General features: G+C 70.3%; 14 protein-coding genes and 1 tRNA gene. 12 read left to right on the top strand and 3 right to left on the bottom strand.

The genetic code is table 11. The annotated features are described in order from the left end of the window. Positions 1-26: 26 nt before the first annotated feature. Positions 27-1,991 carry an acetate--CoA ligase gene (gene acs, locus AC1DCT_RS06685; RefSeq protein WP_477428147.1) on the bottom strand — a complete coding sequence of 655 codons (1,965 nt, stop codon included), beginning with the start codon at positions 1,989-1,991 and terminating at the stop codon, positions 27-29. Positions 1,992-2,486: 495 nt separating this feature from the next. On the opposite strand from acs, the gene AC1DCT_RS06680 reads away from it, so the two are divergent. From AC1DCT_RS06680 to AC1DCT_RS06635, 10 genes are all read left to right on the top strand, one after another. Then, a complete protein-coding gene (locus AC1DCT_RS06680; protein WP_477428145.1) occupies positions 2,487-3,476 on the top strand; it encodes a TadA family conjugal transfer-associated ATPase in 990 nt (329 codons plus the stop codon). Positions 3,477-3,577: 101 nt separating this feature from the next. Next, positions 3,578-4,429 carry a type II secretion system F family protein gene (locus AC1DCT_RS06675; RefSeq protein WP_441977678.1) on the top strand — a complete coding sequence of 284 codons (852 nt, stop codon included), beginning with the start codon at positions 3,578-3,580 and terminating at the stop codon, positions 4,427-4,429. Between the two features lie 134 nt (positions 4,430-4,563). Further along, a complete protein-coding gene (locus tag AC1DCT_RS06670) occupies positions 4,564-4,761 on the top strand; it encodes a DUF4244 domain-containing protein (protein ID WP_441977767.1) in 198 nt (65 codons plus the stop codon). Then, on the top strand, positions 4,758-5,156 hold the full coding sequence (locus tag AC1DCT_RS06665) for a TadE family protein (RefSeq protein ID WP_441977677.1): 399 nt from the start codon (positions 4,758-4,760) through the stop codon (positions 5,154-5,156). The genes AC1DCT_RS06670 and AC1DCT_RS06665 overlap by 4 nt, the downstream gene beginning before the upstream one ends. Then, positions 5,156-5,497 (top strand): helicase, encoded by a 342-nt coding sequence (locus AC1DCT_RS06660; RefSeq protein WP_440733793.1) that lies wholly within the window; start codon positions 5,156-5,158, stop codon positions 5,495-5,497. The genes AC1DCT_RS06665 and AC1DCT_RS06660 overlap by 1 nt, the downstream gene beginning before the upstream one ends. Positions 5,498-5,559: 62 nt before the next feature. Next, entirely contained in the window at positions 5,560-8,403 is a 2,844-nt protein-coding gene (gene topA / locus AC1DCT_RS06655) for a type I DNA topoisomerase (RefSeq protein ID WP_477428143.1), read from the top strand. After that, a complete protein-coding gene (tmk, locus tag AC1DCT_RS06650) occupies positions 8,400-9,029 on the top strand; it encodes a dTMP kinase (protein WP_477428141.1) in 630 nt (209 codons plus the stop codon). The genes topA and tmk overlap by 4 nt, the downstream gene beginning before the upstream one ends. Positions 9,030-9,087: 58 nt before the next feature. Next, positions 9,088-10,245, top strand: a complete 1,158-nt coding sequence (locus tag AC1DCT_RS06645; RefSeq protein WP_477428139.1) for a DNA polymerase III subunit delta' — start codon at positions 9,088-9,090, stop codon at positions 10,243-10,245. Next, positions 10,242-11,801, top strand: a complete 1,560-nt coding sequence (locus AC1DCT_RS06640; protein WP_477428137.1) for an alpha/beta hydrolase — start codon at positions 10,242-10,244, stop codon at positions 11,799-11,801. The genes AC1DCT_RS06645 and AC1DCT_RS06640 overlap by 4 nt, the downstream gene beginning before the upstream one ends. Before the next feature lie 149 nt (positions 11,802-11,950). Next, positions 11,951-12,023, top strand: a tRNA-Thr gene (locus AC1DCT_RS06635). An 89-nt stretch (positions 12,024-12,112) separates the two neighbouring features. On the opposite strand, the gene AC1DCT_RS06630 is transcribed toward AC1DCT_RS06635, so the two are convergent. After that, positions 12,113-13,240, bottom strand: coding sequence for an epoxide hydrolase family protein (locus AC1DCT_RS06630; protein WP_440733788.1), 1,128 nt, complete (start codon positions 13,238-13,240; stop codon positions 12,113-12,115). Positions 13,241-13,475: 235 nt separating this feature from the next. Here AC1DCT_RS06630 and AC1DCT_RS06625 point away from each other — a divergent pair, with 235 nt between their 5' ends. Continuing rightward, on the top strand, positions 13,476-14,135 hold the full coding sequence (locus AC1DCT_RS06625) for an isochorismatase family protein (RefSeq protein WP_477428135.1): 660 nt from the start codon (positions 13,476-13,478) through the stop codon (positions 14,133-14,135). After that, complete coding sequence (locus tag AC1DCT_RS06620; protein ID WP_477428133.1) at positions 14,132-14,677, top strand: DUF1697 domain-containing protein; 546 nt, start codon at positions 14,132-14,134, stop codon at positions 14,675-14,677. The genes AC1DCT_RS06625 and AC1DCT_RS06620 overlap by 4 nt, the downstream gene beginning before the upstream one ends. Here AC1DCT_RS06620 and AC1DCT_RS06615 read toward each other — a convergent pair. Continuing rightward, entirely contained in the window at positions 14,664-14,930 is a 267-nt protein-coding gene (locus tag AC1DCT_RS06615; RefSeq protein WP_441977668.1) for a hypothetical protein, read from the bottom strand. The genes AC1DCT_RS06620 and AC1DCT_RS06615 overlap by 14 nt on opposite strands. Positions 14,931-14,951: the final 21 nt, after the last annotated feature.

Genomic DNA, 14,951 nt, shown 5'->3' with positions numbered 1-14,951 from the left:
TTCTGCTGTCGTGGGGACCGGATCCGCTACTTCACCTGCGCCGAGATGGTCGACATCACCATCGTGTCGGCGAGGGTCGTCGTGTCGCCGACCTCACGGCCCTCGGCCACGTCGCGCAGCAGGCGGCGCATGATCTTGCCGGAGCGGGTCTTGGGCAGCTCGCCGACGATGTAGACGTCACGCGGGCGGGCGATCGGGCCGATCTGCTCGCCGACCCAGCCTCGCAGCAGCTGCGCGAGGCCCTCGGGGGAGTGCGCCTTGAGGTAGCTCTCCTTGATGATGACGAACGCGACGACCGCCTGACCCGTGGTCTCATCGGAGGCGCCGACCACGGCGGCCTCGGCGGTCGCCTCATGTGCCACGAGGGCGGACTCGATCTCGGCGGTGGAGAGGCGGTGGCCGGACACGTTCATCACGTCGTCGACACGGCCGAGCAGCCACAGGTCGCCGTCCTCGTCGAAACGCGCGCCGTCACCCGCGAAGTAGTAGCCCTGCTTCTCGAACTTCTCCCAGTACGTCTCCTTGAACCGTTCCGGGTCGCCCCAGATGCCGCGCAGCATGCTCGGCCACGGCTCGGTGATCGCCAGCAGTCCGCCCCCGCCGATGCCCACGGTGGTGCCGTCGTCGTCGACCACGTCGATCGAGATGCCGGGCACCGCCACCTGCGCCGAGCCCGGCTTGGTCGCGGTGATGCCGGGGAGCGGCGAGACCATGATCGCGCCGGTCTCGGTCTGCCACCAGGTGTCCACGATCGGCGTGCGGCTGCCGCCGATGACATCGCGGTACCAGATCCAGGCTTCGGGGTTGATCGGCTCGCCGACGGATCCGAGCAGGCGCAGGGAGGTCAGGTCGTACCGATTGGGGATCTCGCGGCCCAGCTTCATGAAGGAGCGGATCGCGGTGGGGGCCGTGTAGAGCGTGGTGACGCCGTACTTCTGGATGATGTCCCACCAGCGTCCCTGCTGCGGGGTCTCCGGCGTGCCCTCGTACATGACCTGCGTGGCGCCGTTGGCGAGCGGCCCGTACGCCACGTACGAGTGCCCGGTGACCCAGCCGATGTCGGCGGTGCACCAGTAGACGTCGGTCTCGGGCTTCAGGTCGAAGACGACGCGGTGCGTGTACGACGCCTGCGTGAGGTAGCCGCCGGAGGTGTGCAGGATGCCCTTGGGCTTCCCGGTGGTACCGGAGGTGTAGAGGATGAACAGCGGGTTCTCCGCGGGGAACGCCTGCGCGTCGTGCGCGTTCGAGGCCGCGCTCACCACGTCGTGGTACCAGAGGTCGCGCTCGTCGTCCCAGTCGATCTCGTTCTCGCAGCGCTTCACCACGAGCACGTGCTCGACGGTGTTCTGCTCGCCGTCGCCCCGGTCGGCGAGCGCCTGGTCGACCGTCGGCTTGAGCGCGGACGCCTTGCCCTTGCGGTAGCCGCCGTCGGCGGTGATCACGAGCTTCGCGCCGGCGTCGTCGATGCGCGAGCGCAGGCTGTCGGCGCTGAAGCCGCCGAAGACGACGGAGTGGATCGCGCCGATGCGCGCGACGGCGAGCATCGAGGCCACGGCCTCGGGGATCATCGGCAGGTAGATGGCGACGCGGTCGCCGTGGCCGACGCCGAGCCCTTCGAGCACGTTCGCCAGGCGCTTGACCTCGTCGGTCAGCTCGGCATAGGTGATCCGGCGCTCATCGCCGGGCTCGCCCTCCCAGAGCAGGGCGACGCGGTCGCCGTTTCCGGCCTCGACGTGCCGGTCGAGGCAGTTGTATGCGACGTTGAGCTCGCCGTCCGCGAACCACTTCGCGAAAGGAGGCGCGGACCAGTCCAGCACCTCGGTGAACGGTGTGTGCCAGTGCAGCTCGCGGGCCTGCTTCGCCCAGAACGCCTCGCGATCGGTGGCCGCCTCGGTGTAGATCTCCGGCTGCGCGACGGCCGCCGCGGCGAACTCGGGGGAAGGCGGGAAGACGCGGGTCTCGTCGAAGACGTGATCGATCTGGCTGCTCATGATGAGAGGGCGCTCCTTTGCGGCGGGGGGCATCGCGGCGTGAGCCGGGACATCGGCGAATCTAGCCGTGCCCAGAGTCTCTCACTACCGACGGAAGTCGGTACTCGGATCCGTTTTGTACAGTTCCTTTTCAGACGTACACTGTCCGACGGCCGATCAATCGAATCCGGCTTTCCTGCGGCTCCGACGGTTCCCCCCACCGCCGGCCGCAGTCGGGCGGCATCCCATTCCCCCCGTGGGATGCCGCCCACCTCTCTTCTCCCCGCGGCGTGCGCCACGGCCTCCGCGTCGCACTTCTGCAGGACGATCGCGTCTCCGGAGGAGGATCCGGCCGGATCCGTCCTGCGGAATGGCATTTCTCCTGTCGACCCACGGGGCGCGACCGCCGGCGTCGCAGGCCGCCGCTCGCTCCGCACAGACCGGCCGGACCGCAGGTTGTGCACGGGTTGCGCGAACCCCGTCCTGCGCTGGGACGTGGATCCCTAGCGTCGGGACATGGCCTCGCCCTTCGTGATCGTCCCGCGCGGATCCGCTGCCGCCGCCGAGCGGCTGGAACTGGATCCGGCATTCGGCGAGCTGGCCGTGCACGCCGCAGATCCGCAGGTGACGGATCTGTTCCTGAACGGTGCCGGCGGCCTCTTCCTCGATCGCGGCGCCGGCGCCGAGCCGGTGCCCGGATGGACCGCGTCGGAGCGCGAGGTGCGCGAGCTCGCCGTGCGGCTGGTGGCGCTCGGCGGCCGGCACCTCGACGATCAGGCGCCCTGCGTGGACGTGCGGCTCGCCTCGGGCGTCCGCGTGCATGCCGTGCTCGCGCCGGTGTCGACCAGCGGAACCGCGGTCTCGGTGCGGATCCCGCGGGTGCGCGCTGCGGATCTCGACGACCTGGGCCGGCTCGGCGCTGTCGACGCGGCGCAGCGGGCCTGGCTCGAGCGGACGGTGCGCGAGCGGAAGAACGTGCTGATCACGGGAGGCACCGGCACGGGGAAGACCACGATGCTTGCGGCCCTGCTCGCGCACGTGCCGCCGCAGGAGCGGATCGTCACGATCGAGGACGTCGCCGAACTGCGGCCCCGGCATGCGCACCATGTGTCACTCGAGGCCCGGCAGCCGAACCTGGAGGGCGTCGGCGCGATCGGCGTGGCCCGCCTCGTGCGCGAGTCCCTGCGGATGCGGCCGGACCGGCTGATCGTGGGGGAGTGCCGCGGGGAGGAGATCCGAGATCTGCTGACCGCGCTCAACACGGGCCACGACGGCGGCGCGGGCACCCTGCACGCGAATGGACTCGCCGACGTTCCCGCCCGGCTGGAAGCGCTCGGCGCACTGGCGGGGATGGATCCGCCCGCGCTCGCACGTCAGGCCGTGAGCGCGTTCGCCTTTGTGCTGCATCTGGTGCGCGCCACGGGCGGGGTGCGCCGGCTCGCGCAGGTGGGCGTGCTGCGGCTGGAGGGCGAGCACCTGGGCATCGAGGAGGTGCAGCCGTGGTGAGGCGCGTGAAGCGGTGGCCCGGAGCTGGCGGGCGTGTTCGGTCGGGGCATCGGCGTCTGCGAGGTGGAGGCGAACGCAGCGAGGCCGAGGTCGCGGAGGTCGTGCGCACACTGGCCGTGCTGCTGCAGGCGGGCGCGGCGCCGCTGACAGCCTGGCGGCACCTGGCGGAGAGCGGCTCGGCCGACGCCGTCGACGTGCTCGCCGATGTGGAGCACGGACGTGCGCTGGTCGATGCGATCCGCATCCGGGGCGGGGTGTGGCGCACGGTCGCGGCGGCGTGGGGGATCGCCGCGACCGTGGGCGCACCGCTGGGGGAGGTGCTGCGCGCGATCGCCGCGGCACTCGAGGGTGCCGGTGACATCAGGGCCGAGATCTCGGTTGCGCTCGCGGAACCTGCCGGCACGGCCCGGCTCATGCTGTGGCTGCCGCTGGTCGGCCTGCTACTCGGCACCGCCCTCGGCTTCGACACCGTGACGGTGCTGCTCACGCAGCCGGCCGGATGGGCATGCCTGGCATCCGGGTTGGGGCTGCTGTGGGCCGCGCGCGCATGGACCAGAGCCCTGGTACGGCGGGCCGCCCCGCAACCGGGGGTCCCGGGGATCCGCGCGGAGCTGCTCGTGGTCGCGCTCACGGGCGGAACCGCGATCCCGCGCGCCCGTTCGCTCGTGGAGCAGGAGAGCACGGCGGACGATGACCCTGCGACTGCCGAGGAGGCGATCGAGCGCGTGCTGCGTCTGTCCAGGGCTGCCGGAGTGCCGGCGGTGGAACTGCTGCGGGCCGAGGCGGATCGCGCGAGGCGGGATGCCCGCACCGCCGGTCGCACGGGCGCCGCGCGGCTGAGCTCGCGCCTGCTGCTCCCACTCGGGGCCTGCACGCTGCCGGCGTTCATGCTGCTGGGCGTCGCGCCCCTGATCCTGAGCGTGCTGTCGACGACCCCGCTGCCGTTCAACTGAGCCCGACGGCTCCCGACCTGGTGCCGTCATCCGCAAGAGAAGAGAGAAGGAACACCATGAACCAGATCCATCCCAGGGTCGACGTGACGTCGTCGTCGATCCGGCATTCCGACGCGGCCTCGTCGGCGTCGCCCATCGTCGCCCTGCCGCCGCTCACCCGGCGGCGGGCGGCCCTGCTTTTCGGCGACGAGACCGGCGCCGCCACGGCGGAGTACGCCATCGCGACGATGGCGGCGGTCGCCTTCGCCGGCTTGCTCGTCGTGATCATGCGCAGCGATGAGGTGCGCGGGATCCTGACGGATCTCGTGCGCCGTGCGCTGACGGTGGCATGACGCCGCGGAGCCCGTTCGGTCGCCGTCCTGGTCGCGGGCATGCCCCGGCCGGGGCTGCGCACCGCGATCGGGAGCGCGGGTCCGCGACGGCGGAGCTCGCCGTCGCCCTGCCGATCGTCGTGCTGACGATGCTGCTCGGCGTCGGCGCGCTGGGTGCGGGCATGCGCATGGTGGCGCTGCAGGATGCGGTGGCCGACGCTGCGCGCATCCTCGGGCGAGGGGACGAAGCGGGGGGAGCCGGGGCTGCCGTGGCGCGAGCGGATCCGGCGGCGGGATTCGCTGTGAGCAGATCCGACGACCTGGTGTGCGTCACTGCGTCGGCCGAGACGCGCATCCTCGGCGGAATCGCCGTGCCGATCCACGCGACCGGGTGTGCCCTGGATGGGGGCCGGTGATGGCGGGCTCCGCACTCGCGGTCGGCGGGATCGCCGTGACGGCAGTGCTCGGGCTCGGCGCTGCCATGATCGGCGGGGCCGGTGCGACATCGCAGCGGATGGCCGCGGCCGCCGACGCCGCAGCACTGGCCGCGGCCGACACGCTCTCGGGAGCGATCCCCGCGGCGGATGACCCCTGCGCCCTCGCCGCCCGGGTCGCGCAGGCGCACCAGGCGGCTCTGCAGGACTGTCGCATCGAGGGCGCTGTGGTCATCGTGCACGTCGCGGCGGCGTACGCTGGATTCCCGGCCGTCGCCGGATCCCGTGCAGGACCACCCGAACTTCCTGCGGGCGACGGATGATCGTGCTGAGTCCCCGACTCCGGTGCGGTGTGTATGGTGTGCTTCGACGAAAGGACGCACCCGTGGCGCAAGGCAAGAAGCTTGTCATCGTCGAGTCCCCGACGAAGATGAGGTCCATTCAGGGCTATCTCGGCGAGGGCTTCGAGGTGCTCAGCTCGGTGGGTCACATCCGTGACCTGGCCGACAAGAAGGACATCCCGGCCGCTGACAAGCAGGCGTACGGCAAGTACTCGATCGACGTCGACCACGACTTCGACCCCTATTACGTGGTCTCGGATCGCAAGACCAAGACCGTCGCCGAGCTGAAGCGCGCGCTGAAGACCGCCGACGAGCTCTTGCTCGCCACCGATGAGGACCGCGAGGGCGAGGCCATCGCGTGGCATCTCCTGGAGACGCTGAAGCCCAAGGTGCCGGTCAAGCGGATGGTCTTCCACGAGATCACCAAGGATGCGATCCAGGCCGCGGTCGGCAACACCCGCGAGCTCGACCTCGCGCTCGTCGACGCGCAGGAGACCCGCCGGATCCTGGACCGCCTGTACGGGTGGGACGTCTCGCCGGTGCTCTGGTACAAGGTCAAGTCGGGCCTCTCCGCGGGTCGCGTGCAGTCGGCTGCCACCCGAATGATCGTGGACCGCGAGCGTGAACGCATGGCGTTCGTCTCGGCCGAGTACTGGGATGTGGACGCCACGGCATCCGCGTCGGGCTCGGCCTTCACGGTGCGTCTGGTCCGCCTGGACGGCGGCGCGATCGCCCGCGGCACGGACTTCGACGACAACGGCGCTCTGAAGAGGGCGGTCGTCATCCTCGATGAGAAGGCGGCCGCCGCGCTCGCCGCCGCCGTCGACGCCGTCGGATCCGGCACCGTCACCAAGGTCGAGGCGAAGCCCGGCACCCGCAGCCCGTACGCCCCCTTCACGACCTCCACGCTGCAGCAGGAGGCGGGGCGCAAGCTCTCGATGAGCGCGAAGCAGGCGATGAGTGTCGCCCAGCGTCTCTACGAGAAGGGCTACATCACCTATATGCGCACCGACTCGGTCGCTCTCAGCACCCAGGCGGTGCAGGCGGCCCGGTCGCAGGCGGTCGCGCTCTACGGCGATGCGGCCGTGCCGCTGAAGCCCCGCGTGTACAAGGGCAAGAGCAAGAACGCGCAGGAGGCGCATGAGGCGATCCGGCCGTCGGGCGAGAAGTTCCGCACGCCCGCTTCGGTGGCGTCGCAGCTCGATCGCGAGGAGTCGCGTCTCTACGACCTGATCTGGAAGCGCACGGTCGCCAGCCAGATGTCGGACGCGAAGTACGAGACCACCACGGTGACGATCGCCGTCGATGCCGATGGGCGCACGGCCGAGTTCACCGCGTCCGGCACGGTGTACACCTTCAAGGGATTCCTGGAGGCGTACGAGGAGGGACGCGACGAGAAGCGCCACGCCGCCGATGCCGCGGAGAACCAGTCGCTCCCGGCGGTCGCCGTCGGGGACGTGCTCGGCGTCGCGGAGGCCGAGGCGAAGCCGCACCGCACCACTCCGAAGCCGCGCTACACGGAGGCGTCGCTGGTCAAGGCGCTCGAGGAGCACGGCATCGGGCGCCCGTCGACGTTCGCCAGCATCATCGGCACCGTGATCGACCGCGGCTACGCGACCAAGCGCGGTCAGGCGCTCGTTCCGACGTGGATGGCGTTCAGCGTGGTGCGGCTGCTCGAGCAGCACTTCGCCGATCTCATCGACTACGACTTCACGGCCGCGCTCGAGGACGACCTCGACGCGATCGCCCGCGGCGAGCAGAAGCGCATCGAGTGGCTGCACTCCTTCTACTACGGCAACGACACCCAGGTGGGCCTGCGCCAGGTGGTCGACAACCTGGGTGAGATCGATGCGCGGGCGCTGAACGCGACGCGGATCACCGACACGGCCACGCTCCGGTTCGGCAAGTACGGCCCGTACCTCGAGGTCGCCGACCCGGCGCACCCCGACGCGAAGCCGCGCATCGTCAACGTGCCGGAGGATCTGGCTCCCGACGAGCTGACCGCGGCCAAGGCGCAGGAGCTCATCGACGCTCCCGTCGCGGGCGACCGCGTGCTGGGGGAGAACCCCGACAACGGCAAGGTGATCGTCGTCAAGGACGGCCGATTCGGCCCGTACATCCAGGAGAACGATCCGGTCTCCGACGATGACCAGGTCGATGAGGCGACCGGCGAGGTCGTCGAAGCGCCGAAGCCCAAGCGGGGCGCGAAGAAGGAGGCGGCGCCCAAGCCGCGCACCGCCTCGCTGTTCCGCTCGATGTCGGTCGACACGATCGACCTGGACACGGCGCTGAAGCTCCTCGAGCTGCCGCGCGTGGTGGGCGTGGATCCGGCGACGGAGGACGAGATCACCGCGCAGAATGGCCGATTCGGGCCGTACCTGAAGAAGGGCGCCGACTCGCGCTCGCTGGAGAGCGAGCAGCAGATCTTCGACATCAGCCTGGACCAGGCGCTGGCGATCTACGCGCAGCCCAAGTACGGCGCCCGGCGCGCATCCAGTGCGCTTGCCGAGTTCGAGGCGGATCCCGTGAGCGGCAAGCCGATTCGGATCCGCGACGGCCGCTTCGGCGCATACGTCACCGACGGCGAGACCAATGTGACGATCCCGCGCGGACAGCAGGTGCAGGACATCACCTTCGAGATCGCCGTGCAGATGCTGGCCGACAAGCGCGCGAAGGGGCCGGCGCCCAAGCGCGGAACCCGGGCGGCCGCTGCGAAGAAGACGACCACGGCGAAGAAGGCCCCCGGCAAGGCGGCAGCGAAGAAGGCTCCGGCACGGAAGGTGGCGGCCAAGACCGACGACGAGAAGGCCGCCGCCCGCTCCGCCGCCGCGAAGAAGGCCGCCGCCACCCGGGCCGCCAACGCGGCGAAGAAGCAGGCCGGCGCGTGAGCGGGGGCCGCGGCCTCTGGATCACCCTCGAGGGCGGCGACGGCTCCGGCAAGACCACGCAAGCGGGGCTCCTGGAGGGCTGGCTGCACGAGCAGGGCTGGAAGACGCTGCGCACGCGCGAGCCCGGCGGTTCCGAGGTCGGCGTGCTGATCCGCGACATCGTGCTGCACCACCGTGGTGACATCGCCCCTCGTGCCGAGGCGCTGCTGTACGCCGCCGACCGCGCCCACCACGTCGCCACCGTCGTGCGCCCCGCGCTCGAGCGCGGGGAGGTCGTGATCCAGGACCGCTACCTGGACTCCTCGGTGGCGTATCAGGGGGCCGGCCGCGTGCTGGACGCGGACCAGGTGCGCGGGCTCTCCTTGTGGGGCGCCGAGGGCGCGCTGCCCGACCTCACCGTGCTGCTCGACCTCGATCCCGCTACCGCACGGCACCGGCTGGATTCAGCGGAGAAGCCGTTCGACCGGCTCGAAGCCGAGCGGGAGGAGTTCCACCAGCGCGTGCGTGCGTCCTTCCTCGTCCTTGCCGAGGCCGAACCGGAGCGCTTCGTCGTCGTCGACGCCGCGCAGGACCCGGACGCGATCGCGGAAGCGGTGCGCGCGCGTGTGGCGACGCTGCTGAACTGAGCCGCGCGCCCTGTGCACAGGGCGCGCGATGTCGCTCCCCGCGGTTAGGCTTGACCGCATGCCGGCCACCGTCTTCGCTCCTTTTCCGTGGACGGACGTGTGGGGGCAGGATGCCGCAGTGGAGACGCTGCAGGCTGCGGTCACCGACCCGGCGGCGATGTCGCACGCATGGCTCATCACCGGGCCGCCCGGATCCGGCCGGTCCACGCTCGCCACGGCCTTCGCCGCGTCGCTGATCGCCTCGGGGCCGGACGATGAGCAGACCATGCGTCAGGTGCTCGCCGGCACTCACCCCGACGTGACGGTGCTGCGCACGGAGAAGGTGATCATCTCGATCGCCGAGGCCCGTGCGCTCGTCGAACGGTCGTACTTCGGCCCGTCCAACGGGCGGTATCGCGTGATCGTCGTCGAGGATGCCGATCGCATGACCGAACGCACCTCGAACGTGCTGCTGAAGGCGCTCGAGGAGCCGCCCGAGCAGACGGTCTGGATCCTGTGCGCGCCGAGCGAGGCGGATCTGCTGCCCACGATCCGCTCCCGCGTGCGTTCGCTGCGGCTGCGCGAGCCCGATGTGGCCGCGGTCGCCGAGCTCATCGTGCGTCGCACCGGGGCGGATCCGGTCGTGGCGGAGCAATCCGCCCGGCACGCTCAGCGGCACATCGGCATGGCGCAGCGGCTCGCGACCGACGAGGCCGCTCGCGCTCGCCGCGAGCAGACTCTGCGCGCCGTGCTGAGCGCGCGCGGGGTCAACGACGCCGTCGAAGTCGCCGGGCAGATCGTGCAGGCCGCGACGGACGACGCGAAGGCCCTCACCGCCGAGCGGGACGACGCCGAGCGCCGCGCGCTGCTGCACACGGTGGGCATCGCCGAGGGTCAGGCCGTGCCGCCCGCCGTGCGCTCGCAGATCAACGCCCTGGAGGACGAGCAGAAGCAGCGCGCCAAGCGCAGCGTGCGCGACGGCCTCGATCGGGTCCTCACCGACCTGCAGTCGCTGTTCCGGGATGTGGTGATGCTGCAGTTCGGCCGCGGTGACGCGCTCATCAACGAAGAACTCGCGCCCGAACTCGCCGCCCTCGCCGCCGCGTGGGCGCCGGAGCGCACCCTGATCGTGCTGGACCATCTGGCCGAGACCAGGGAAGCGCTGGAGCGCAACGTCGCTCCCGTGCTCGCCCTTGAGAGCTTGCTCGTGACAGTCACGAGCGGGAGGAGACCATGAACACCCGTTCCCGCTCGCGCCTGCGTCGCGCCTCGGTGGTGGTGGCGGGTCTCGTCGTCGCTGCGATCGCGCTGTCCGGTTGCCTGTATGCGATGATCCCGGCCCACCCCACGTCAGCCGGGCCGACCGCGACCCCCGACACCTCGGGCATCGCCGAAGACCTCAAGCCGTTCTACGGGCAGAAGCTGAGCTGGTCAGGGTGCGGCGCTGGGATGGACTGCACCACGGTGAAGACCCCGCTCGACTGGGAGGACCCCGGCAAGGGGACTCTCGACCTCGCCGTGGTGCGTCATCGAGCGACCGGCGCCTCGAAGGGATCTCTTCTGACCAACCCGGGCGGACCCGGGGCGAGCGGTCTCGACCTGATCAAGTCGAGCCTGGACTACGCGGTCAGCCCGACCCTCATCAAGAACTACGACGTCATCGGCTTCGATCCTCGCGGCGTCGGATCCTCCACCGCGGTGAAGTGCTTCGACGCGTCGCAGATGGACGACTACCTGTACTCGATCCGCCCCGGCGCGCGCGGCAGCGACGAGTGGACCACGGCGCAGAAGAGCGCCAACAAGGACTTCGCCGACGCCTGTGAGCAGAACAGCGATGGGATCCTGCCCTACATCACCACGGTGAACTCCGCGCGTGACATGGATCTGCTCCGGGCCGTGCTGGGGGACAAGAAGCTGAACTACCTCGGCTACTCCTACGGCACGTTCCTCGGCGCCACCTACGCCGAGCTGTACCCGGAGCGCGTGGGCCACCTGGTGCTGGACGGCGCCCTGGATCCGGCGGTCTCCAACCTCGATGTCAGCACGACGCAGGCGATCGGATTCGAATCCGCCCTGCGCGCGTACATGGCTGATTGCCTCAAGGGCAAGAAATGCCCTTTCCAGGGCACGGTCGACGACGCCATGAAAGATCTCGGCGCTCTCCTCGCGAGCGTCGACCGCTCACCGCAGAAGAACACCGACGGCCGCATGCTGGGAGCGGACTCCCTGATGACCTCGATCGTCGCGGCGCTGTACTCGCAGGACAGCTGGTCGTATCTCACGCAGTCGCTCACGGCAGTGCTGAAGGGCGACCCCTCCGTGGCCTTCCAGCTCGCGGACTTCTACAACAACCGCGAGAACGGCAAGTACTCCGACAACTCGACCGAGGCGTTCCGGGCGTACAACTGCATGGACTACCCCCTGGAGGACGACGCGGCGGCCAAGGCGGCATCCGATGCCAAGATCAAGGCCGAGGCTCCGACCATCGCCCCATACTGGGATGGTCCCGACCCGTGCGAGCAGTGGCCGTACCCTCCCACGGGCAAGCGCGGCGAGATCGCCGCCGCGGGGTCCGGTCCCATCCTCGTCATCGGCACGACCAATGACCCCGCCACCCCGTACACCTGGGCCGAGTCGCTCGCGAAGCAGCTCGAGGGCGGCATCCTCATCACCCGCGTCGGCGAGGGGCACACCGGCTACAACAAGGGCAACTCGTGCGTGGACGATGCCGTGGACGCCTACTTCGTGGACGGCACCGTGCCGGACAAGGCGGGGATCCGCTGCGAGAAGTGAGATCCGGACGGAACGGCCGGATCCGCACGGAGACGGTGGTCGCCGTGACCGGGCCGCGCCCGGGGTGCGCGTGGTTCGCAGCACGCCCGCGGACAGGGTAAGATCGTTGATCGTGCGGTTCGCCCGCATGCGCATCCACCAGGGTGTGCGCCGCCCTAGCTCAGTCGGCAGAGCATTTCACTCGTAATGAAAAGGTCAAGGGTTCGATTCCCTTGGGCGGCTCGACCGGAAACCCCCTCCTCGGAGGGGGTTTCGTCGTTCGGCCTGGTCGCACCGGTGCTGACATCGTCCTCTCCTGCTGCGGTGTGCGGTCAGCCGACCCGGGGCAGGGACCGAGCGAACTCTGTGATGTCCGCGGCGAGGAGCGCCGGCTCTTCATGCGGCGCGAAATGCCCGCCACGGGGCATGACGGTGTACCGCACGACGTCATAGGTGCGCTCCGCCCAGCTGCGCGGAGGGCGGGCGAGGTCGAACGGGAAGAGCGCGACCGCGGTGGGCACCGAAACGCGGTCGACCCGAGTCGTGAGTCCTGCGGCGAACTCGTAGTACGGCCGGAGCGAGGTCGCGATCGAGTTCGTGGACCAGTACAGCGACGCGAGGGTGAGGAGATAGTCATCTGAGAATCGGGTCGAGAGGACTCCTCCGCAGTCGCTCCATGCGCGGTGCTTCTCCAGGATCCAGGAGAGCAGCCCGGCCGGCGAGTCGGAGAGCGCCGGGGCGAGCGTGAGCGGGCGGGTCTGGTGCTGGTGCTGGTAGGCGCCCTCCGTCGAGATCCATCTCTGCACGCGCTCGAGATGGTCGCGCTCGTCATCGGTGAGGCTCTCGGAGTCGACCTCACGCGGTGCCGCCACGGCGAGAAGATGGATGCCCGCGAGGTGTTCGGGGTGCGCCTGCGCCAGACGGGAGGTGATCCCGGCGCCGAGATCACCGCCGTGTGCGATGTACCGCGGGAATCCGAGCTCGGCGGTCATCAGCCGGTGCCACAGCTCGTGCGTCTGTCCGGTGAGGGTCGGTCGCTGAGGCGAGAACGGGAAGCCGGGTAGGGCCGGCACGATGACGGTGCGGGCATCGGACGGGTCGCCCGCGAAACGGGAGGGGTTCGAGAGGCGCTCGGCCAGATCCACGAGCTCGAGCGCGCTGCTCGGCCAGCCATTGGTCAGGACGATCGGCAGAGCGGAGCCCGGCGTGACAGGGTCGAAGCGCAGGTAGCCGACAGGCGTGCCATCGAGGTCGGCCGAACGCCAGGGGAGCGCCTCGATCCGGTGCTGCTGTGCGTCCGCATCGAAACCATCGGCCCAGTGGGCGACGAGACGCTGCAGGTCGTCGAGTCGAGTCCCCGCCTCCCATCCGACCTCCGGCCACGGCTCGGGCCAGCGGGTCGCGCGAAGCCGGCGCCGAAGATCCTCGAGATCGGACGGATGGTTGAGACGAGGGATCATCGTCGCCCTTCCCAGGCGCGGACAGAACCGAAAGACACGGCGGACCACGGCACGGATGCGGGCCGCGGCGTGGATCTTGGAGCTGTCTCGAGCGTAAGGAACGCTTCCGTCGTGCACAAGACAGGCGAGTCAGCTCCATGGCGAGGAAGCAGGGTGCGCCGCACATCGGGCGTTCGACTCGACGGGAAACCCCCTCCTCGGAGGGGGTTTCGTCGTTCCGGCGTACGCTCGGAGCATGTCCCGTGCACTGCTGATCGTCGACGTCCAGAACGACTTCACCGAGGAGGGGGCCCTCGCCGTGGTCGGCGGTGACGCGGTCGCCCGCGGCGTCACCGCGCTGCTGCACGAGCACGCGGCCGACTACGACGTCATCATCGCCTCGCGGGACTGGCATGACGCGACGGGGGACAACGGCGGACACTTCTCCGAGGCGCCCGACTACGTCGACAGCTGGCCCGTGCACTGCGTCGCCGGCACCACGGGCGCCGACTACGACCCGCTGCTGGACACCGCCTCCGTCACCCACCACGTGCGTAAGGGGCAGGGCAAGCCCGCTTACTCCATGTTCGAGGGTGTGACGGAGACGGACGAGACGGTCGCCGCGATCCTATCCGCGCACAGCGTGCTCACCGCCGACGTCGTCGGGATCGCGACCGACCACTGCGTGCGCGCCTCCGCGTCCGACGCGATCGCACACGGCGTGCACGTGCGGATCCTGACCGACCTCGTCGCGGGCGTCGGCGCCGAATCGAGCGCCGCAGCGCTCGCCGAGCTCGCGCATGCCGGGGCCGAGCTCGTGCCGAGCGCCGACCGACGGGATGCTCCGGCCGAGGGCACGGCGCCCGCCGGTTCCGCGGATGTCTCCGACCAGCCGAGCGACGGCTCCGCCGAATGACCGTCGAACGCTGCGCGCTGCTGCTGCGCGCCGTGAACGTGAGCGGCGCGAACAAGGTGCCGATGGCGGAGTTGCGTGCGCTCATGAACGACCGCGGGGGGTTCGGCACGGTGACCACGTACATCGCGAGCGGCAACGTCATCTGCGATGCGCCCGCGGATCCGCCGGCGGTGTGCGCGGAGGTGCGGACCCTGATTCACGACGCGTTCGGCGTGGACACCCCGGTGATCCTGCGCACGCACCACGAGTTGGTCCGTGCGATCGAGGAGAACCCGTTCCCCGATGCTGCGGCCGACAAGATGCTGCACGCGATGTTCCTCGAGGGAGTGCCGCGGGCCGATGCGGTCGAGACGCTGAATGAGCGACTGCAGCCCGGCGAACGGATCGCCCTGCGCGGAAACGACCTGTGGATCGATTTCGGCGCCGGGGGAGTGCACTCCAGCAAGCTCACGCGCCCGGTGCTCGATCGCGCGCTGGGTGTCGCCGGTACCGCGCGCAACCTCCGCACGGTGCGGAAGCTCGCCGAGCTCACGGCCGGCTGACGCCCTCGGCCGGCCCATCGGTCTCGCCGGCCCCGAGGGCGCGGCTGAGCGCGGTCGGAGCCGCAGAGTCTGCGGCATGCAGATCCACGCGTTGCGCGCCGCAGGTCACGCAGCGGACGTACAGCAGCGTGCCGTCGGACGTCCTGTGCCGGGACCGCGTCCTCCAGGCATGCTCGTGCGCGGGAGCGGGTCGGAGCGGATCCGGAGTCGTGAGGGGGATCGATGCGGTGTCGGGGGTGGATGCGGCGGTCATGATTCCACGATGATGTAATGC

Source organism: Microbacterium sp. 10L49, assembly GCF_056395125.1.
The sequence above is the reverse complement of the archived record's forward strand: the minus strand, read 5'-3'. Positions and strand labels throughout refer to the sequence as shown.

What these genes read in the sequence shown, in the direction of transcription:
- AC1DCT_RS06660 (WP_440733793.1), top strand. Translation starts at nt 5,156, where the DNA reads ATGGCGGGCTCCGCACTCGCGGTCGGCGGGATCGCCGTGACGGCAGTG.
- AC1DCT_RS06625 (WP_477428135.1), top strand. Translation starts at nt 13,476, where the DNA reads ATGTCCCGTGCACTGCTGATCGTCGACGTCCAGAACGACTTCACCGAG.
- AC1DCT_RS06615 (WP_441977668.1), bottom strand. Translation starts at nt 14,930, where the DNA reads ATGACCGCCGCATCCACCCCCGACACCGCATCGATCCCCCTCACGACT.
- AC1DCT_RS06680 (WP_477428145.1), top strand. Translation starts at nt 2,487, where the DNA reads ATGGCCTCGCCCTTCGTGATCGTCCCGCGCGGATCCGCTGCCGCCGCC.
- AC1DCT_RS06620 (WP_477428133.1), top strand. Translation starts at nt 14,132, where the DNA reads ATGACCGTCGAACGCTGCGCGCTGCTGCTGCGCGCCGTGAACGTGAGC.
- acs (WP_477428147.1), bottom strand. Translation starts at nt 1,991, where the DNA reads ATGAGCAGCCAGATCGATCACGTCTTCGACGAGACCCGCGTCTTCCCG.
- AC1DCT_RS06630 (WP_440733788.1), bottom strand. Translation starts at nt 13,240, where the DNA reads ATGATCCCTCGTCTCAACCATCCGTCCGATCTCGAGGATCTTCGGCGC.
- AC1DCT_RS06645 (WP_477428139.1), top strand. Translation starts at nt 9,088, where the DNA reads ATGCCGGCCACCGTCTTCGCTCCTTTTCCGTGGACGGACGTGTGGGGG.
- AC1DCT_RS06640 (WP_477428137.1), top strand. Translation starts at nt 10,242, where the DNA reads ATGAACACCCGTTCCCGCTCGCGCCTGCGTCGCGCCTCGGTGGTGGTG.
- AC1DCT_RS06665 (WP_441977677.1), top strand. Translation starts at nt 4,758, where the DNA reads ATGACGCCGCGGAGCCCGTTCGGTCGCCGTCCTGGTCGCGGGCATGCC.